At 52.7% G+C, this 17,656-nt stretch carries 19 protein-coding genes; 6 read left to right on the top strand and 13 right to left on the bottom strand.

What is annotated here, in order from left to right:
* Nucleotides 1-570: 570 nt before the first annotated feature.
* A complete protein-coding gene (rlmN, locus tag C8N40_RS02355) occupies nucleotides 571-1,644 on the bottom strand; it encodes a dual-specificity RNA methyltransferase RlmN (RefSeq protein WP_108210171.1) in 1,074 nt (357 codons plus the stop codon).
* An 18-nt stretch (nucleotides 1,645-1,662) separates the two neighbouring features.
* Entirely contained in the window at nucleotides 1,663-2,094 is a 432-nt protein-coding gene (locus tag C8N40_RS02350) for an acyl-CoA thioesterase (RefSeq protein ID WP_108210170.1), read from the bottom strand.
* A gap of 115 nt (nucleotides 2,095-2,209) precedes the next feature.
* Here C8N40_RS02350 and mnmC2 point away from each other — a divergent pair, with 115 nt between their 5' ends.
* The gene (gene mnmC2 / locus C8N40_RS02345; RefSeq protein WP_108210429.1) at nucleotides 2,210-2,893 is read left to right on the top strand and encodes a tRNA (5-methylaminomethyl-2-thiouridine)(34)-methyltransferase MnmC2; all 684 of its coding nucleotides are present in this window, start codon (nucleotides 2,210-2,212) and stop codon (nucleotides 2,891-2,893) included.
* A 259-nt stretch (nucleotides 2,894-3,152) separates the two neighbouring features.
* Nucleotides 3,153-3,461: a hypothetical protein gene (locus C8N40_RS02340; RefSeq protein ID WP_108210169.1), complete on the top strand. Its 309-nt coding sequence runs from the start codon at nucleotides 3,153-3,155 to the stop codon at nucleotides 3,459-3,461.
* Nucleotides 3,462-3,546: 85 nt separating this feature from the next.
* Here the strand turns inward: C8N40_RS02340 and C8N40_RS02335 are convergent, their stop codons facing one another.
* Entirely contained in the window at nucleotides 3,547-4,083 is a 537-nt protein-coding gene (locus C8N40_RS02335) for a TetR/AcrR family transcriptional regulator (RefSeq protein WP_092101239.1), read from the bottom strand.
* Nucleotides 4,084-4,349: 266 nt separating this feature from the next.
* Between C8N40_RS02335 and C8N40_RS02330 the strand changes: the two genes are divergently transcribed.
* Nucleotides 4,350-5,195, top strand: a complete 846-nt coding sequence (locus C8N40_RS02330) for a hypothetical protein (RefSeq protein ID WP_108210168.1) — start codon at nucleotides 4,350-4,352, stop codon at nucleotides 5,193-5,195.
* On the opposite strand, the gene C8N40_RS02325 is transcribed toward C8N40_RS02330, so the two are convergent.
* Entirely contained in the window at nucleotides 5,192-5,773 is a 582-nt protein-coding gene (locus C8N40_RS02325; RefSeq protein WP_108210167.1) for a 5-formyltetrahydrofolate cyclo-ligase, read from the bottom strand. The two genes, C8N40_RS02330 and C8N40_RS02325, sit on opposite strands and share 4 nt — an antisense overlap.
* Nucleotides 5,773-7,350 carry a bacillithiol biosynthesis cysteine-adding enzyme BshC gene (gene bshC, locus C8N40_RS02320; RefSeq protein WP_108210166.1) on the bottom strand — a complete coding sequence of 526 codons (1,578 nt, stop codon included), beginning with the start codon at nucleotides 7,348-7,350 and terminating at the stop codon, nucleotides 5,773-5,775. The genes C8N40_RS02325 and bshC overlap by 1 nt, the downstream gene beginning before the upstream one ends.
* Nucleotides 7,351-7,556: 206 nt before the next feature.
* On the opposite strand from bshC, the gene C8N40_RS02315 reads away from it, so the two are divergent.
* A complete protein-coding gene (locus C8N40_RS02315) occupies nucleotides 7,557-7,937 on the top strand; it encodes a PH domain-containing protein (RefSeq protein ID WP_175491048.1) in 381 nt (126 codons plus the stop codon).
* Between the two features lie 339 nt (nucleotides 7,938-8,276).
* On the opposite strand, the gene rimO is transcribed toward C8N40_RS02315, so the two are convergent.
* The 8 genes from rimO to C8N40_RS02275 form a co-directional block, all read right to left on the bottom strand.
* Nucleotides 8,277-9,590 carry a 30S ribosomal protein S12 methylthiotransferase RimO gene (gene rimO / locus C8N40_RS02310; RefSeq protein ID WP_108210165.1) on the bottom strand — a complete coding sequence of 438 codons (1,314 nt, stop codon included), beginning with the start codon at nucleotides 9,588-9,590 and terminating at the stop codon, nucleotides 8,277-8,279.
* A 166-nt stretch (nucleotides 9,591-9,756) separates the two neighbouring features.
* Entirely contained in the window at nucleotides 9,757-11,886 is a 2,130-nt protein-coding gene (locus C8N40_RS02305; protein ID WP_108210164.1) for an Ig-like domain-containing protein, read from the bottom strand.
* 276 nt (nucleotides 11,887-12,162) lie between these two features.
* A complete protein-coding gene (locus tag C8N40_RS02300) occupies nucleotides 12,163-12,669 on the bottom strand; it encodes a carboxypeptidase-like regulatory domain-containing protein (protein ID WP_108210428.1) in 507 nt (168 codons plus the stop codon).
* A gap of 8 nt (nucleotides 12,670-12,677) precedes the next feature.
* Nucleotides 12,678-13,637: a signal recognition particle-docking protein FtsY gene (ftsY, locus tag C8N40_RS02295; protein ID WP_108210163.1), complete on the bottom strand. Its 960-nt coding sequence runs from the start codon at nucleotides 13,635-13,637 to the stop codon at nucleotides 12,678-12,680.
* A 112-nt stretch (nucleotides 13,638-13,749) separates the two neighbouring features.
* Entirely contained in the window at nucleotides 13,750-13,905 is a 156-nt protein-coding gene (locus C8N40_RS02290) for a DUF4295 domain-containing protein (RefSeq protein ID WP_073851610.1), read from the bottom strand.
* 2 nt (nucleotides 13,906-13,907) lie between these two features.
* On the bottom strand, nucleotides 13,908-14,096 hold the full coding sequence (gene rpmG, locus C8N40_RS02285) for a 50S ribosomal protein L33 (protein ID WP_073851609.1): 189 nt from the start codon (nucleotides 14,094-14,096) through the stop codon (nucleotides 13,908-13,910).
* Between the two features lie 304 nt (nucleotides 14,097-14,400).
* Nucleotides 14,401-14,640, bottom strand: a complete 240-nt coding sequence (rpmB, locus tag C8N40_RS02280; protein ID WP_092101225.1) for a 50S ribosomal protein L28 — start codon at nucleotides 14,638-14,640, stop codon at nucleotides 14,401-14,403.
* A 133-nt stretch (nucleotides 14,641-14,773) separates the two neighbouring features.
* On the bottom strand, nucleotides 14,774-14,941 hold the full coding sequence (locus tag C8N40_RS02275; RefSeq protein ID WP_175491047.1) for a C1orf53 family protein: 168 nt from the start codon (nucleotides 14,939-14,941) through the stop codon (nucleotides 14,774-14,776).
* Between the two features lie 206 nt (nucleotides 14,942-15,147).
* Between C8N40_RS02275 and rocD the strand changes: the two genes are divergently transcribed.
* A complete protein-coding gene (rocD, locus tag C8N40_RS02270; RefSeq protein ID WP_108210161.1) occupies nucleotides 15,148-16,389 on the top strand; it encodes an ornithine--oxo-acid transaminase in 1,242 nt (413 codons plus the stop codon).
* Between the two features lie 281 nt (nucleotides 16,390-16,670).
* Nucleotides 16,671-17,408, top strand: coding sequence for a hypothetical protein (locus tag C8N40_RS02265; RefSeq protein WP_108210160.1), 738 nt, complete (start codon nucleotides 16,671-16,673; stop codon nucleotides 17,406-17,408).
* Nucleotides 17,409-17,656 lie beyond the last annotated feature (248 nt).

Below are 17,656 nucleotides of genomic sequence, written 5' to 3'. Positions count from 1 at the left end.
GGCCCCTCCTTATCCAAGGAGGGGAGCTTGTGATTACTGGTGATGAAGTATAAGTTTCATTGTTGCTGTTTATAACACCCCTGTAGTCCCCTCAAGGGGACAGTTTATACTTGTTACGTGGCAAAGACTAGGAGGCTATCGAATGATTCCCAGCCTTTGGGTTGAGCGCCTCGAGAGGTTCCGGTGCCCGGAGGGCATTGCGACGTAGGAGCAAAGGAAGCGAAAGCAGCGCGATGCCCTTATCGAGGGCCCCTACCCCCAAGGCGAGGCCTCCCGGCCTAGGAGGGCAGAAAGTATAAATGCAACGGTAGGTTTGTGGGGCTGGAGGATGAACAGAAGCTAGTAAGGATAGCTTGGTTCCAGTTGTGGGAAGCGGTGGCTCAGAGAAGTATAAACTGGAAAGTATAAAAGTAGGGCTTACGCGGATTTGGAAATCCGAAGCAGCATTGGTTTCGGACAGGGATGTCCGAATCGGCTGCCTTACAGTGCCCAAGTACAGCTCTAAAATATAAACCCGGCTTCTGCAAGTATGAGCAGAAGCCGGGTTTATACTTTGACTGATTTTAAACTTTACGCCGGTTGCTTTTCCTTCACAGCCAGCTGACCGCAGGCTGCATCAATGTCTTTGCCACGGCTGCGGCGCACGTTTACCTGCAGGCCACGGTCGGCCAGGTAGTAGATAAACGCCTGCAGACGGTCGTCGTCGGTGTTCACGAAATCAGCGTTCTCGATTGGGTTATACTCTATCAGGTTGATTTTGCACGGGATGATCTTGGAGAAACGCAGCAACTCCTCAGCATCCTGCAGGGTGTCGTTGAAGTTATCGAACACGATGTACTCGTACGTTACCTTGCGACCCGTTACCTGGTGGTAGTGCTTCAGAGCATCCTTCAGCGCCTCCAGCGAGTTGGTCTCGTTGATGGGCATGATCTGGTTGCGCTTCTCGTCGTTGGCTGCGTGCAGCGACAGGGCCAAGTTTGCCTTCACACCATCATCAGCCATTTTCTTGATCATCTTGGCAATACCGGCCGTGCTTACCGTGATGCGACGTGCCGCCATCCCCAAACCATCGTGGGCGGTGATGCGCTCGATGCTCTTCATTACGTTGGCATAATTGAGCATCGGCTCGCCCATGCCCATGTACACGATGTTGGAGAGCGGCTGGCCGTACTGCCGCATACTTTGCTCGTTGATGCGTACCACCTGATCGTAGATCTCGGCGGCATCGAGGTTGCGGACGCGGTCCATGTAGCCGGTGGCGCAGAACTTACAGGTAAGCGAGCAACCTACCTGGCTGCTGACGCAAGCCGTCTTGCGCTCCTCGTGCGGAATGAGCACGCCCTCCACAATGTTGCTGTCGTAGAGTTTGAAGGCAGATTTGATCGTGCCGTCGTTGCTCAGCTGCTCGGTGGCCACCTGCACGGCGTTAATGGCAAAGTGCTGGTCCAGCTTCTCGCGCAGGGCCAGGCTCACGTTGTTCATCTCCGCAAACGACTGGGCCGCGTGCTTCCAGAGCCATTCGTATACCTGCTTGGCCCGGAAAGCCTTTTCGCCGTTCTCCACGAGCCAGGCCTTCAGGTCGTCGAGCGACAGCTTACGAATATCTTTCTTGGTTAAAACCGGAATGTCTGCAATCAAATTCATACCACAAAATTACAAAAATCATCCGGCTTTAGTTTCAATCTTTGCCTTTACTTCGTCGGGCAGGGCCATCAGCTTACGCTCCTGGTAATTAAAGCAAAGCATGCCGGTTTTGGCGCGGGCCACTTCCTTGCCACTCTGGTTACGCACGTGGTAGGTGATATCGAAGCCATACTTGCTGATATCATCAAAAGCCATACTTATACTTAGCACGTCGCCGTAGAAGCCCTCGCCCTTGTACTCTATCACCACATCGGCCATGATCAGGCTGGCGCCGCCTATACTTAGCTCGCTCCAGCCGAAATGGCCTAACAGCTGCATGCGTGCCTCGTGCAGTATGGAAAGCAGCGCATCGTTGCCCAGGTGGTTGCCGTAGTTGAGGTCGGTGACGCGCACGGGGATGCTCGCCGTGAAATGGGTATGCGGAGGAATGCTTACTTTTACTCTTGCCATGGGGAGAAGATGTTCTTTGTTTTGAGCCTGCGTATATAAATTTGGTGAATTCTGATTATAATATATTGCGAGCTCTCTGCTGTAATGCGTACCTTTGCAAAGTAACACAAAAACCATGCACCTCGAAATCCGACAGACAAAAGACGGCTCCAACACCCTTTACGTGCCCGAACTGAACGAGCATTACCACTCGGTGCATGGCGCTCTGCAGGAATCGCAGCATGTGTTTGTGAAGTATGGGCTGGAGCACGCGCTGGAGCAGAAGAAAGACCTCAAGGTGCTTGAGGTTGGTTTCGGCACCGGCCTGAATGCTATCCTGACCTTTCCGTACGCGCTGGCCAAGAAGGCCTTTATCCAGTACGATACGCTGGAGAAGCACCCGCTGGCAGAGGAGGTGGTGCAGCAGCTGCACTACGAGAACATCATCCTGAACCCGGAGTTGTACGACTATTTCCTGAAGCTGCACAAAGCCCCCTGGAATGAGCCGGCAGAGGTAATCCCCTACTTCACGCTGCAGAAAATGCACGAGTCGCTGGAGGAGTTTGTGGCGCCGAACTCTTATTATGATGTAGTATACTTCGATGCCTTTGCCCCCGAAAAGCAGCCGGAGCTGTGGTCCGACGCCATGTTCGAAAAACTGTATAAGGCTACCCGCCCGGGTGGCATTCTGGTTACGTACTGTGCCAAGGGCTCGTTTAAGCGCAGCCTGAAAGCCGCTGGCTACGTAGTGGAGGCGCTGCCCGGCCCTCCCGGCAAACGCGAGATGACACGAGGCGTAAAACCACTGCTGCCTCGCTAACCAGCAGCATCTTCTGTAGCTGATATTCAAATAGTTATACTTTATACTTCTGGTTCTCTTCCTAGGAAAAGTAGTTCTTTTTGCGCCTTCCTGCCGCTGCACGAAAATTAATCAGGATTGTCTGCTTCGAAGATGAACCTAATCCAGAACGAAATGGTTAGGAGCTAAATTGCACTTTTTTGCAGCCGCCATACTTTGAAATATCAAATAAAGCGCTACATTGCGATATAGAAACGTATCCCCCTAATCGTTCACTTATATGAAAAGCTTACTTAGAAAAGTTTCTTTTAGCATCATCAAACCGTTTCTTCCTAAGTATGAGGTGGTTTGCACGACGTATCAGGTAATTCCGGGGCTTCCGGTAAACGGCAACCAGCAGCGCCATACTTTTGAGAAGGGTGCCTCTGACGAAGCCAGAAAGTTTTATGTGAAGGTGGTAAACTCCGACATGACCAAAACCATGGCCCCGGTAGAGGTGCACCTGAAGCGCCGCGGCAAGACCATCGAGAAGAAGCACTTTGGCCCGGTAGACGAGTTGAAGAAGTTTAACGTGGTTTACAAGGGCTAACAAGACTACACTATCGCCATGAAACAAAAAGCCTCCCGGTGCACCGGGAGGCTTTTTGTTTGTATTGATATGAGGTTCTTAAAATTTATTCGTTGATAAACTTGGCCTTAATCAGGTCCAGCATCTTGGTGAAGTGCTTCTTGTCTTCGTTGGTCAGGTAGGCCCTCCAGAGCCCCTCCACCAGCAGCATCAGGATCTCCGTCTCGAGCTCCGGCTCTTTGTGGCCCAGCTTGCGGAAGGCCTCGTTCAGCTTTTTCTTCACCGAGTTCAGGTAGCGCTGGTGGTGGCGCTGCGCCACTTCCTCGTCCACCATCCGGAACTGCATCCGCCAAAAATCACGCTCATCCTCCACCAGTTTCTGTGGCATGTCCAGTACGTTGCTGATCAGCTTGGCTGGGTCGTTCTCCTCCACCGATTTCTTGCTTCGTTCGGTAATACGCCTGTAACCGGCCTTCACTACCGCCTCCAGCAGGTTTTCCTTGCTGATGTAGTGCTTAAAAATCAGGCCCTCTGATACGCCAGCTACCTTCGCTATCTGGCTGGTGGGAGTGGCATCGTACCCCTTCTCTGCGAAAAGGGTTAATGCGGTGTCTAAGATGAGTTCTTTCTTGGTCTTGGCCATCTCTGTAAATATAGCAGATTCTGCAACGTGTGGGCAGGCGTCATAAGCGACCTGCCAGGGTTAACTACAAAAATACAATATAGCAATTAAAAATTAAGCCTTTGAGCGCGATAGGTTTGGCTATACAAATATACTGTTAAAAACCTGCCTGTTGTTATACTTGCGCCCGCACAACGCTTCTTTATATTTTTAACCCCTGTCCTCTGGGTATGTTTATCTATTTTCCGCTATATTCATACATTAGCAGCCCCTGAAACAAACTTACTATGAGACACCTGCTCCTCCTGCTCGCCATTCTATTTACGCCGGCTATTGCCGCAGCCCAGAAACAGGTAAACCAGAAAATACGGGCACAGGTTTTAGACGAGGGGTACCGGCTATACCGCTCCGAGATGGCCTCCTGGCGTGGCACCGACCTGTTCCTGGAAAATCACCCCGAGCTACGGGAGAAAGCAGGCGGCTACTTCTCCTACGCACACAACGACAGCACCCGGTGCATTTTCTTTAGCAAGGGCGAGCAGCCACAGGCACTCATCTCCTTCACCTTCGACAATAGCTTTTCGACCGACGGGGCAAAGGTGGCGCGGCAGCAACGGCCTTTCACAAACCTGGAGCGCGACCTATACCAGATGCGTAGAGCCGCACTCGCCGAGATAAACGCCGACACCCTCTTTCAGCAATACAACAACACCAACCTGAACCTGGTACCGCTTATCAACGGCAAAGAGAAAAAGGTATATGTGCTGACCGGCCCCCAGCTGCACGGCGTGGTGATACTGGGTAACGACTACCTGCTTACTTTTGATAGTAACAACAAAGTGAGGAGCAAGCAGAAGCTGCATCAGAACATTATCCCTATCGACTTTAAGGCAGACAGCGTGCAGGAGGCCTCCACTATGCACACACACCTTCCTTCCACCGGCGATTACATGACACCTACCGATATCTGCACGCTGCTCCTGTACGGGGAGATGAGCCAGTGGAAACAGCATTATACCTTATCGCAGGACTTTATCTCGATTTGGGATGTGGAGAAACGGGACCTGGTGATGCTAACCCGGAAGGCCTGGGAAAAAATCATGCAACACCAGGAGGCAAAGCGGCAGAACTAACCCTCCTCCCTTCGCCACACTCCCTGCGGCATCACCACCGCGTCCAACGGCACATCAAAGGGGTTAGGGTCGGCGATGCGTTCCACGGGCGGATCCAGGGAAAGGCCTACTTTCAGTACATCGGGGCGGCAGTCGTCCAGAAAGCGGTCGTAGAAGCCCTTGCCGTAGCCTACACGGTGGCCGGCCTTATCAAAGGCCAGCAGCGGCACCAGCACCACGTCCACCTCGTGGGCATGGATGATGTGGGCGTCCTGCGGCTCGGGGATACCCCAGTTGTTTTCTACCAGCACGGCCTCGTCGGTGAGGTGGTGGTGCGTGAGGATGTTCTGCTCCACATCGGTTACCGGCACCGCCACGCGCACCTCGGGGTGCTCCTGCCGCAGCCGCTCAATAATCAGCCAGGTATTGACTTCATTGTTCTTGATAATAGGCAGAAACACATGCACCGTTTGCCCAGGCTGCAGCGGGAAATGCGTAAAGAACTGCTCAGCGATGCGCATGCTGCGTTGCTGCACCTCCTCCTGGGGCAAGGCGCGCCGCTGCCGCAGCATCTGCTTACGAAGTTCGGCTTTGAGCATTATGCCTCCTCCAATATGGTAAACTTAAACTCCAGCGGGTCAAAAGCCTCTACCAAGGCCGGGATAAAGTCCGGGTTGTTTGTCTGGTAGGTAAGCAGGTTATCCTTGCGCTCCTGCAGCGTGCCTCCCGGGAATAGCTTCTCCTTCAGGTTCTCTAGTTGCTTAAAGGTTTGCTCGTGCTTGCTGTCGCGGGCTTTGGAGAGCTTCTTTTCCAGCATGTGCAGTGAGTTGGCCGCTTTCTGTGCCTCGGCTCCCACGGCTTTCACCAGGGTAGGGTCTATACTTTCGGCCAGTTTTTCCACCTCGGCAAAGGCGGCGGCCACCGCCTCGCGCTGCGCCTCCAGGCTCATCTCCTCCTCGTGCAATTGGCTGGAGAGCTGCTTTTTCAGCTCCTGGAAGTCCTGGAACAAATCCAGCGGCTGCAGGCCCAGCTTGTGCATGCGGCTGGCGTTGCTGCGGCTGATGTACAAGGCTGAGTTGCGCAGCATCAGCAGCGGGAAAGCTACGTTATAGGTTTCAAACAGCTTTTTGAGCTGGAACCAGTAGGCTACCTCGGCACCGCCGCCAATGTAGGCCAGGTTCGGCAGCACAAGCTCCTCGTAAAGCGGGCGAAGTATAACGTTGGGACTGAAGCGCTCCGGGTGTTCCTGCGCCTCCTGTAGTATCTCTTCTAAAGTATAACTCAGGTCGGTGTTGAGCACTTTATACTTATCGTCTTCCTGCACAATCCGCTCGCGCAGCGAGTCAGTCAGGTAAAAGAGGTTGATTTCGCGGGAGTATACCTGCGGCTTGTAACCCAGCTCCTCCAGTTGCTGGCTCGTCTCCGTCACCAGCTGATGCGACAGCTGCTCGGTCAGCTCCTGCTTTACCACCGGCGTCAGCGCTTTCTTGAGTTCTCTGTGGTCGCCGTCTATACTTACCAGGCCGTACTCCCCGAACAGTGCGTGCGTGATGGCGCGGGTAGCATCCGCCAGGTTTTTGCTGTTACGGTACGCCTCCTCAAACACGGGGTAAGCCTCCGGCAACTCCTCCAGCAGTTGGGCCATACTTTCGGTCGAGAACCTGCCCACGGCCCCGGTCTGGTCGCTCTCCCAGGTATACTTCTTCCCAAACAGGTTGAAGTAGTTAATTTCGGCAAAGTCGTGGTCTTCAGTGGCCATCCAGTATACCGGCACGAACCTGTACTCCGGGTACTGCTGCTGCAGCTGCCGGCAGGTGTTTATCGCCGTGATGATTTTGTAGATAAAGTATAACGGACCGGTGAAGATGTTGAGCTGGTGGCCCGTGGTAACGGTGTAGGTGTTGGGCTGGAGCAGCAGGTCGATGTTTTGCTGCACGTTGGGGTGAATCCCGGAGAGGGAAGTATACTGCTCCTGCAGCGCCTGATGCAGCGTCTGGCGTTGCTCCTGGCTAAAGCTTTTCTCCTTTAGCTGGGCTCCGAAGGCCTCTAAGGTTGGGAAGTGGTTGTAAAATGGCTGTAGCTGTGGGCTACAACAAAGGTAGTCGGTTATAGTCTTGGAGAATGCGCCAGTGGCGGCATAGTCTACTTTGGTGATCTTCATGGTCTGTACTTCCATCTGCTTTGTGACCGGGTTTAGCCCTTTTAACAGTTTAGGGCGAAATGTGTTGCGGCTAATTTATACTTTGCCACCCCACCACAAAGTAAAGGTTTTATTTTGTCTCCTTCAGGATTTTTGGATTTATAGCCAGGCAGGAGCCATACTTTATACTTACCGATACTGCCGCTTTACGTAATGAATGGAAAATCTATACTTTTATACTTATGGGACTATTAAGCGGTATGATGGGACACGCCTCCGAAGTGTCCATCGAGAAACTGGCCAAGGAATTTCAGCCTATCCTGATTGACGACGAGCGCATCGAGCGGGCGTACAAGCTAATCCGGGACATGCTCGTGTTCACCAACAAGCGGCTTATACTTGTGAACAAGCAAGGCCTCACCGGCACCAAAACCGATTACCAGAGCATCCCCTACAGCAGCATCAAGATGTTCTCCAAAGAGAGCGCCGGCATCGGCGATCTGGACGCCGAATTGAAGATCTGGCTCACCGGCGAGGAGCAGCCCACCATCAAGCAGGATTTCCGGAAAGGGGACAATATCAACGAGGCGTACCGGGTGCTGAGCCGGTATGTGCTGAAGTAGGACATACTTTACCGGGTCCAACCACCCCTAACCCCTCCTTGTCCAAGGAGGGGAGCCTGTAGTTACTTAGGCAGATTTATTTCTTCGTAGTATTGATTTACACTTTCGTACACCCCACGGTAAGTATAAGATGAGCCAATTCCAAGATGCCCAAAGGTAGAAGCGAAAACAATTAGCGTAAGACTGGAGGAGGAGTAGGTAAAAGTTCCCCTCCTTGGATAAGGAGGGGCCAGGGGTGGTTGGACATTTATGCTAGAAACAAACGGCCCAGCAAGTATACCTGCTGGGCCGTTTGTTTCTCAGGTATTCGTGTTATTTGATGCGAGCTATGCGTGTCGCTTACCCTACCACCTCTCCATACAAATCAAAATCCGAGGCATCGGTGATCTTCACGTTGGCGAAGTCGCCTAGGCGTACGTAGTTGCTGTCGGCTGGCACCAGCACTTCGTTGTCTACCTCCGGGGAGTCGTACTGGGTACGGCCCACGAAGTAGCCGCTCTCTTTGCGGTCGAAGAGCACTTTGTAAGTGTTGCCGATTTTCTCCTCGTTTAGCTCCACCGAAATGCCCTGCTGCAATTCCATGATGGCGTCGGCGCGCTCCTGCTTCACCTCGTCCGGCACGTTGTCCTCCAACGTATAGGAGTGCGTGTTGTCCTCGTGTGAGTAAGTAAAGATGCCTAGTCTGTCGAAGCGTGTCTCTTCCACCCAGTCATACAGCTCCTGGAAGTCCTGCTCCGTTTCGCCCGGGTGTCCGGCAATCAGGGTAGTTCTTAAAGCAATATCTGGCACGCGCTGACGAATCTGGTCTACGAGCTCGATGGTGCGGCGCTTGCTGATGCCACGGCGCATGGTCTTGAGCATGTTGTCGGAGATGTGCTGCAGCGGCATATCCAGGTACTTGCAGATGTTCTCACGCTCGTTCATCACGTCAAACACCTCCATCGGGAACTGCGACGGGTAAGCATACTGCATCCTGATCCACTCGATGCCCTCTACATCCGAGAGGTTTCTTAGCAAATCGGCCAGCTTGCGCTCGCCATAGTGCTGCAGGCCGTAATAGGTCAGGTCCTGGGCGATAAGCACAAGTTCTTTCGTTCCCATACCTGCCAGGCGCTTTGCCTCGCGCACCAGGTCCTCTATCGGACGGTCTACGTGCTTACCGCGCATCAGCGGGATGGCGCAGAAAGAGCAAGGGCGGTTACAGCCTTCGGCAATCTTGAAGTAAGCAAAATGAGAAGGTGTGGTCAGCAGGCGCTCCCCGATAAGCTCGTGCTTGTAGTCAGCCTCCAGCGTCTTAAGCAGGCGCGGCAGTTCCAGCGTACCGAAGTAGGCATCCACCTGCGGAATCTCCTCCTCCAGCGAATCCTTGTAGCGCTGCGAGAGGCAGCCGGTCACGTATAGCTTATCAATCTGTCCGGCCTCTTTGGCCTCGGCGTAGCGCAGAATGGTATCGATAGACTCCTGCTTGGCATTGTCGATAAAGCCGCAGGTGTTCACGATGATGATGTTCGAATCGTCCTTGTCAGACTCGTGCGCCACCTCAAATTCGTTGGCACGCAGCTGCCCCATCAGTACTTCGGAGTCCACCAGGTTTTTAGAGCAACCCAGGGTAACTACGTTAACCTTATCCTTCTTTAAACTTCTTACTTTCACGTGTGTATGTATTAGCGCAATAATCCTCAGTAACTGAGAACCACCGCAAACCGGTATTAGTTCGATTAGTAAAATGTGCTACAAAAGTACAATATGTTTGGTTAATAAAAGAACAGCCTGCTCTACAGCAGGCTGTTCTTTTCTAAAAAGCCGTATGGGTTGGCTGTTAATCCTTTACCACCCGTCTGGTTATCACGCCATCATTCAGGACCAACTGTAGCAGGTAGATACCTTTAGGTCTTGCGCTTAGGTCTATCATGTGTTTAAAATCGCCTTGCATTTTGCCAAAATGCCGCTCGTACACTTGCTGCCCCTTTGTGTCGAAGAGGCGCAGCGTCAAAGACGTTGCTTTTGGCAATGGCAGCGCTACCCGTATCTCTGCCTGGGTAGGGTTAGGATACAGTATGAGTTGAGAAGCCAGCTTGCTCTCCGGAAGCCCCGTACAGGTGGTAACGGTTATCGTCTGCGTTGTCGACACCTTGCAGCCTCCATCAAAGTTATAAGTATACGTAATGGTGTGTGTGCCGACTCCCGCCACTGTTGCATCAAATCTGGTGCTGTCTACTCCGATGCCACTGTACGTCCCACCCACTGGTTGGCCTTTTGACAAATCAAAATCGTGTATGATACTGCATACATCCTCAAAAGGCAGTAAGGTTAGCACAGGCTCCGGTGTGACTGTGATAGTTTTGGTTGCGGAGGCAAAGCAGCTATTAGGGGGCATGCTGTACGTCAGCGTATGAACTCCTGCACCAGCCATGGAAGGGTTAAACTCTCCGCTTGCCGTCACTCCCGCCCCAGCCCACACGCCACCTGCAGGGGCATACCCTGCCAGCGTAAAAGCAGGGGCGCCAGCGCAAACAGTTTCATCTGGTCCTGCCTCCGCCAATTGTTCCGGGGTGATAGTGGCTGTAACGGCAGTTCTTGGGCTTTCGCAGCCGCCTTTTGCTACAAGAGAAACGTAGTAAGTGGTGGTGGCTTTAAGCGGGGGCGTGGTGAAGGAGGCGCCTTTAGCAATGTAATCACCGCCAGTGGCAGAAGTATACCAGTAGTAAGCATATTCTGTCCAGGCACCGGAGGCTTGCAGGGTGACGCTACTGCCTACACAGCCCGTAGCTGCCACTACTGTAGGCGCAGCAGGCGGGCCCGCTGATACATTTAAGGTTTGCGCCGCACTGACACCGCACTGGTTAAAAGCAGCCACTGACACCATTCCTGCATTTACTCCTACTATTGCTGTAATACTACTCGTTCCCTGTCCTGAGGTTATAGACCAGTCGTGTGGCACTGTCCACGTATAGCCTGTTGCACTGGCCTCCGGAGCTATACTGTACGTTACCTCCATGCCAGGGCATACTTCTGTTTTGGAGGCAACAATAGCCGCTGGCTGGCTGGGCACCGTGTTATCAACGCTTACATATAAGGTTGTAACTGCACTTGTGCCGCACGCAGTCGTAACGGTAACAGCAATGTTGCCAGACTGCGCGCCTGCTTTTACTTTTATACTTGGTGATCCCGGCCCCTCCAGGAAGGACCACCCTACGGGCAGCTTCCAGTCGTAAGCGATAGCTCCTGGTTGAGCCGGGATAGCGTATGTTAGCCCGGTCTCACCTACACATGGCGCAGTATTACCAACCATCGCCCCGGGTATAGGCACTGTTATCAGTTCGATGCTCTTGGCACTTGCTTCACTTGCTGTGTAAGGGGACGTAGCAATAACCATTATTTTGTACCCGGCCCCAGCTTCAACACCGCTTGGAATCGTGGTTTTAATAGGGCTTGCCGCTCCCTGTCCTATTAAAGTAGGCGCTACGAAAGAGCCATTTTTGTCTGAAAGCAGCGCCTGGAAGGTGTTGCCTGTCTGGAATGTGCCTGTAGTTGTAAAGGGAATGTCTAACGTAGTGCCAGAGCATGTGCTGTAGCTGGCGGGAAGCGTACCAACCGTTATAGTAGGAGTAGCAGCCATGGAAACGGAGCGTAACTGGGCACTAAAGAGATTACTTCCCCTTTCATTGTCACCTGCACGGGACATATTACCGCCAAAGTCTGCTACGTTGGATCTTCCTACTGATGTAGCGGCTATACTTTTTGCGTAATTCGCACCTAATGCGCTGACGCTGGCTGCTCCTACCACATGCCCCTTTGCACCAGTGTAGCTACTGCCTTGGGCATCAACCGCAAGCTGGCTGCTCTCTGTATAATTGCCACCGGCCTGTGTTACCCACTGCCATTCCTGGCTGCGGGCGGAGATAGATAGAAGAAGAAGTAGAAGAAAAACGAGTAGATGTTTTGCCATAAGTTTGTTTTAGGGTACACACGGAGTAGCCAAGCACATGCTGCGCTCTGATGGGGTGCGCCATACTTCAGGCGCGTCTTTTAATAGATAATTTGAAGAAGGTAGGGATAGGTATTCCTTTTATTGCGGTACAAATTAGCACGGATCTCGTTATGAGCCAAATGTATGTATCAGAAAGGCTACTATGGCTTAAAAGGCACTATGCTGGCAGAGCAACGCTGTTGATGGTAGTAAACAGCAGTAGCAAGTAAAGGAGGGATAACGTTGCAGCGAAGCTTAATAACTTGCTTGATAATTTATCAGAAACTCTACCTGTGTTACCTGCCCCTGCTGCACCTCCACCGGGTTGATGTTCATTTCCCCGTCGTAGATACTGGCAAACAGGCCTTTTTCCTCCTTCGAGAAAAGGCTGTACCTGCCGGGCTTCAGGCTAACAGCAAAGTTACCGTTAGCATCTGTAACAACCTGAGTCACTAAATTAGTTTGAATGTTGGTGTGAAAAACACCTTCTGTGGTGTTGGCCTGGCTGGCGTTGGTGAGCTCGTAGATGTACAAGGTTCGCTGCACACCGCGGCCTTTGCTGGGTGGGGCGTCCGGAGAGGGCATCTGGTTGCCTGACACCCACAGCACCTGTCCACTGATTCCCTGCTGTATAGGGGCTTGCTGGCCCTGAGCGTCTTTTGCCTGTTCCTGGTTTTCCATCGGCTCTTGTGTGTTTTGATGGTGTTGGTTGGCGCCATTGCACTGCGAGAGCAGCAGCGCCAGCAACAGGAACTTAGCCATGGCCATACTTATTTGCGGGAGAAGAACGACTCTACGAATTGCTGCTTGTCGAACAGCTGCAGATCCTCAATTTTCTCGCCCACCCCGATATATTTTACCGGAATCTTAAACTCATCCGAGATGCCAATCACCACGCCGCCTTTGGCTGTACCGTCTAGTTTCGTAATGGCAAGCGCCGTTACGTCAGTAGCCTTGGTGAACTCACGGGCCTGCAGCAGGGCGTTTTGCCCTGTGCTTCCGTCCAGCACCAGCAGCACCTCATGCGGCGTGTCCGGTGTTATCTTCTGCATCACGCGCTTGATCTTGGAGAGCTCGTTCATCAGGCCCACCTTGTTGTGCAGTCGGCCGGCTGTGTCGATGATGACCACATCGGCGTTCAGCTCCACGCCTTTTTTCACGGCGTCGTAGGCCACGGAGGCAGGGTCGGTGTTCATGCCGTGCGAGATAACCGGCACACCCACGCGCTCGCCCCATACTATGAGTTGGTCCACGGCGGCGGCACGGAAAGTATCGGCAGCGCCCAGCACTACCTTTTTCCCGGCTTTATGGAACTGAGAAGCCAGCTTGCCGATGGTGGTGGTTTTGCCCACGCCGTTCACGCCCACGACCATGATCACGTAGGGTTTGATGTCTTTCGGCAGGTCGAAGTTGGCACCGTCGCCGGCGCGGTTCTCCTCCAGCAGGGCCGCAATCTCCTCGCGCAGGATTATGTCCAGCTCATCGGTGCTCACGTACTTGTCGCGGGCTACGCGCTTCTCGATGCGGTCGATGATCTTCACTGTCGTGTCCACTCCTACGTCGGCATGCACCAGGATTTCCTCCAGCTCGTCGAGCACTTCCACGTCTACCGTGGACTTGCCCATGACAGCTTTGCTCAGCTGCCCAAAAAAGCTGCTTTTGGTTTTTTCAAGGCCTTTATCCAGCGATTCTTTTTTCTTCTCTTTGCTGAAAAAGTCAAAAATTCCCATGCCGGTTTATATGTAGGGTGAATGCTATCTCAGTGATACGGTAATATACTAAAAAAGTCCCAACAGTGGGACTTCTTCATGTAATCTATCTATCGATGTAGAGTAGGCTGTATTATTTCTTCGAAAGGAACTCCTGAACTTTGTCAACAGGCACCATCTCTTCTTTAAAGCCGTAAGCACCAGTTTTTGGAGACTTCACAGCTTTGATCACTTTTGCCCAGTCTTTACCTGTAGCGGTCTTTAGGGTTGCAACTACCTTCTTAGCCATGGTTATTTAATTTCTTTATGTACAGTTACTTTTTTCAACACAGGGTTGTACTTCTTCAGCTCAAGACGCTCAGGAGTATTCTTTCTGTTTTTGGTAGTGATGTACCTTGAAGTTCCAGGCATGCCAGTAGCCTTGTGCTCTGTACACTCCATAATCACCTGGATTCTATTACCTTTTGCTTTTTTAGCCATCTCGACAGTAATTTTTTATTTAGGACTGCAAATATAAAAGCTTAAATCTCTAATTACAAACAATGTATAAATTTTCTTGTGAAACCACCGCCGGGCGTTCACACTATTTACACTTGCCACATGCTGCGCCTCTTGCTATTACAGGAAACGGCAAAGGTTAAAAAAACAGCAACGGAGCGAATGCATCACTGCTTCTCTCCGTTGCCGATGTTTATCGTAAAGTACCAGATGGCTTTCTCCGGAAATGCCTGCTACTGCGGTTCAGCTAAGCTGCCAGCGGCTTGCAGCCGGAAGTGGGCCACTACTAGTACAGGATGTAACCTTGCTCAGCAGCTTTTTTCAGCACTGCAGAGATACCGTTCTTGTTGATGGTTCTCAGTGCAGAAGTAGAAACTTTAAGCGTCACCCATGCATCCTCCTCCGGGATGTAGAAACGCTTCTTCTGTAGGTTTGGATAAAACTTACGCTTCGTCTTGTTGTTAGCGTGCGAAACCTTATTACCTACCTGTGGTCTTTTACCTGTTAAGTCGCAAACTCGTGCCATCTTGTATTCTTTTCTGGTTTATTCAATAGGGGTGCAAATATCTATAAAAAGATACAGAATATCAAACCTGTAGCCAAAATTTTACTTTGCCTGTATAAAATCTGCATCGCAGGCGCCGCTCCGGTAACAGGATTTATACTTTCTTCTGCTTGGCGGCCACCTCTTTCCGGAAGCCGTAGGGGCAGTGCCTGCAGGCGTTTCTGCAACAGTAGCCGCGCTTCTGCAGGTACTTTGCCGTGAGCACCATCAGCCCCTGCTCGTTAAAGTAAAAGTCCTCTCCTTCTGTTAATTTCTGCGCCAAAGCCCTTCCTCGTTTCCCGCAAAGCTCGGAAATAAAGTACATGCCTCCAAAAACTGTCCGTTTCCTTTCCTATGGCTGGGCAGCGGCGGGCCTAGTTTTGAAGTGGGCCGTAATTGTGTAAATTTGACAACAACTACACCCATTTCTTTGTAATATAGAGGAGCGGCTACACTGCCTTTACCCAAGAGATCTGATAATTGAAAACTATGAACACGCAAACCTTTACCTCCAGCCAGCAGGCCATCGACACCGAAGAAAAGTATGGCGCCCATAACTATCACCCGCTGCCCGTGGTGCTGAACCGCGGCGAGGGGGTGCACCTGTGGGATGTGGAAGGAAAACGCTACTATGATTTCCTGTCGGCCTACAGCGCCGTGAACCAGGGGCACTGCCACCCCAAAATTGTGGGGGCGCTTTCCGAGCAGGCGCAGCAGCTTACGCTTACCTCCCGCGCTTTTTACAACGACAAGCTGGGCCTGGCCGAGCAGTACGTATGCGAACTATTCGGCTACGACAAGTCGCTGTTCATGAACTCCGGGGCCGAGGCTGTAGAGACTGCCATCAAGCTGGCCCGCAAGTGGGGCTACCTTAAAAAAGGCATTGCCCCGCACAACGCCGAGATCATCGTGGTAGAGCGCAACTTCCATGGCCGCACCACCGGCATCATCTCCTTCTCCACCGACCCCGACTCCACTAAGGGTTTCGGGCCTTACATGCCGGGCTACAAGGTGATCCCGTACAACGACATGGAGGCGCTGGAGCGGGCCCTGAAAGAGAACCCGAATGTGTGTGCCTTCCTGGTTGAGCCGATTCAGGGAGAGGCTGGCGTGGTAGTGCCCGATGAGGGTTATTTATCCAAGGCCCATGCGCTGTGTCAGGAGTATAACGCACTGCTGATGACCGATGAGATACAGACAGGTATCGGGCGCACAGGCAAGCTGCTGGCCAGCTACTACGACGATGTGAAAGCCGATGTGCTTATACTTGGCAAGGCCCTCTCGGGTGGTGTGCTGCCGGTTTCCTGCGTACTGGCCAACGACGATATCATGCTGTGCATCCAGCCGGGCGAGCACGGCTCAACCTTCGGGGGCAACCCGCTGGCCGCCATGGTCGCCATCGCCGCCCTGGAGGTAATCAAAGATGAAAGCCTGACGGAGAACGCCTACAAGCTGGGGGAGCTGTTCCGGGAGCGCATGCAGCGCCTGATAGAGAAGCGCCCTGAGCTGGTGACACTGGTACGCGGCCGCGGCCTGCTCAACGCCATCATCATCAACCCGACACCAGATGGCCGCACCGCCTGGGACGTATGCGTGGAGCTGAAGGAGAAAGGCCTGCTAGCCAAGCCGACGCACGGCGATATCATCCGCTTTGCGCCACCGCTGGTGATGACGGAGGAGCAACTGCACGAGTGCTGCGACATCATCGAGGACGTTATCCTGAATTTCTAACGTATACATCTGCGAAAAGCAGGAAAGGCAGGAGCTACGGCTTCTGCCTTTTTTATTGGTCCCTGTCTCATTTCAAGACATAAAAGTGTCCGCGCGCGAGCACCTGGAGGGTCTTATGAGTTTGGCTTATCAGCCTATACTTGCCCGATTTATACTTTCGCCTGCCCCATAATTCCGGTAGCCATACTTTTAGCTTCATTCTCAGCTTCTTTGGCAGCAGCTGGCACTATATATGCTATGGCTATACTTATCATTTCTACCACCTCTTTACCTATAAAACTATGAAAAAAGGATTACGAACCGCTGTACTGGCCGGCTTGCTGGCACTACAGGCCTGCTCCATGCCGCACATGGCTGTGGAGCCCACCTTTAAAGAGCAGGCGCAGGAACTGCCTGTAGAAGGCCGCAAAACCTTTAAGCCGAACGGTAGCTTCGCCATCGGCAATTACACGGTAGGCAACGTGCACCGCGGGTGGCGGAACAGCGGCGGCTTCAACCTCTTCGGCTACGAAAATGTTAAATCTAAGCAGCAACACGAGTTTAGCCTGAGGAGCGCCCAGGGCACGGAGTGGTATGTGTTTGGAGCCAGCCGCCTGCACGAGAAGAACTTGAAGTCTAACAACGGCATCAGCATTCGGCTTTCGCCCAACCTGGAGTACTACGCCAGCTACTTCACCTCCCCGGAGAGCGGACAGTGGCACCTGCTCACTGCCGATCCGGGCCATTACCAGGACCGCCAGCGCTTTGAGGGGGAGCTTTCCAACGGCAGCACTATTTACGCGGTAGTGCCCGTGTATAAGTTTGAGGGTAAAAGTATGCCGCTGCCCGATATGGTGGGGTACGAGTTCAAGGCCGGCGACCAGGTGCTGGGGGCGGTGCAAGTGCTAAACAATGGCAAAGTATGGCTGCAGCCTGACCTCTCAGACGATACGCGCATGGTGCTGGCCAGCGCCATGGCCTCGCTGCTGCTCTACGAGAAGCTCCACGACGCCAGCACCTCGCTTGAACCAAACCTTTAGCAAGCTACCGCTTCACGCAACTTAAGGCAAGCTATACTTCCAAACCACCGTTCATCCTCTAGCTCCCACAAACGACTCGTTTCATCTCTGGCTTTGGTGCCCTCCCAGGCCGGGAGGCCTCGCCTTGGGGCTAGGTGCCCTCGATAAGGGCATCGCGCTGCTTTCGCTTCCTTTGCTCCTAACGTCGCAATGCCTCGCTTGCGCTCGTCACCGGAACCTCTCGAGGCGCTCTTTATACGAGGGCCCCT

It is taken from the genome of Pontibacter mucosus (genome assembly GCF_003054055.1).
In the GTDB taxonomy this organism is placed as follows: domain Bacteria; phylum Bacteroidota; class Bacteroidia; order Cytophagales; family Hymenobacteraceae; genus Pontibacter; species Pontibacter mucosus.
Note: the sequence above shows the minus strand (reverse complement) of the source record. Positions and strands in the feature narration are given on the sequence as shown.

Coding starts and splice junctions, on each gene's coding strand:
- rlmN (WP_108210171.1), bottom strand. CDS start 1,644: ATGAATTTGATTGCAGACATTCCGGTTTTAACCAAGAAAGATATTCGT.
- C8N40_RS02350 (WP_108210170.1), bottom strand. CDS start 2,094: ATGGCAAGAGTAAAAGTAAGCATTCCTCCGCATACCCATTTCACGGCG.
- mnmC2 (WP_108210429.1), top strand. CDS start 2,210: ATGCACCTCGAAATCCGACAGACAAAAGACGGCTCCAACACCCTTTAC.
- C8N40_RS02340 (WP_108210169.1), top strand. CDS start 3,153: ATGAAAAGCTTACTTAGAAAAGTTTCTTTTAGCATCATCAAACCGTTT.
- C8N40_RS02335 (WP_092101239.1), bottom strand. CDS start 4,083: ATGGCCAAGACCAAGAAAGAACTCATCTTAGACACCGCATTAACCCTT.
- C8N40_RS02330 (WP_108210168.1), top strand. CDS start 4,350: ATGAGACACCTGCTCCTCCTGCTCGCCATTCTATTTACGCCGGCTATT.
- C8N40_RS02325 (WP_108210167.1), bottom strand. CDS start 5,773: ATGCTCAAAGCCGAACTTCGTAAGCAGATGCTGCGGCAGCGGCGCGCC.
- bshC (WP_108210166.1), bottom strand. CDS start 7,350: ATGGAAGTACAGACCATGAAGATCACCAAAGTAGACTATGCCGCCACT.
- C8N40_RS02315 (WP_175491048.1), top strand. CDS start 7,557: ATGGGACTATTAAGCGGTATGATGGGACACGCCTCCGAAGTGTCCATC.
- C8N40_RS02305 (WP_108210164.1), bottom strand. CDS start 11,886: ATGGCAAAACATCTACTCGTTTTTCTTCTACTTCTTCTTCTATCTATC.
- C8N40_RS02300 (WP_108210428.1), bottom strand. CDS start 12,669: ATGGCTAAGTTCCTGTTGCTGGCGCTGCTGCTCTCGCAGTGCAATGGC.
- ftsY (WP_108210163.1), bottom strand. CDS start 13,637: ATGGGAATTTTTGACTTTTTCAGCAAAGAGAAGAAAAAAGAATCGCTG.
- C8N40_RS02290 (WP_073851610.1), bottom strand. CDS start 13,905: ATGGCTAAGAAGGTAGTTGCAACCCTAAAGACCGCTACAGGTAAAGAC.
- rpmG (WP_073851609.1), bottom strand. CDS start 14,096: ATGGCTAAAAAAGCAAAAGGTAATAGAATCCAGGTGATTATGGAGTGT.
- rpmB (WP_092101225.1), bottom strand. CDS start 14,640: ATGGCACGAGTTTGCGACTTAACAGGTAAAAGACCACAGGTAGGTAAT.
- rocD (WP_108210161.1), top strand. CDS start 15,148: ATGAACACGCAAACCTTTACCTCCAGCCAGCAGGCCATCGACACCGAA.
- C8N40_RS02265 (WP_108210160.1), top strand. CDS start 16,671: ATGAAAAAAGGATTACGAACCGCTGTACTGGCCGGCTTGCTGGCACTA.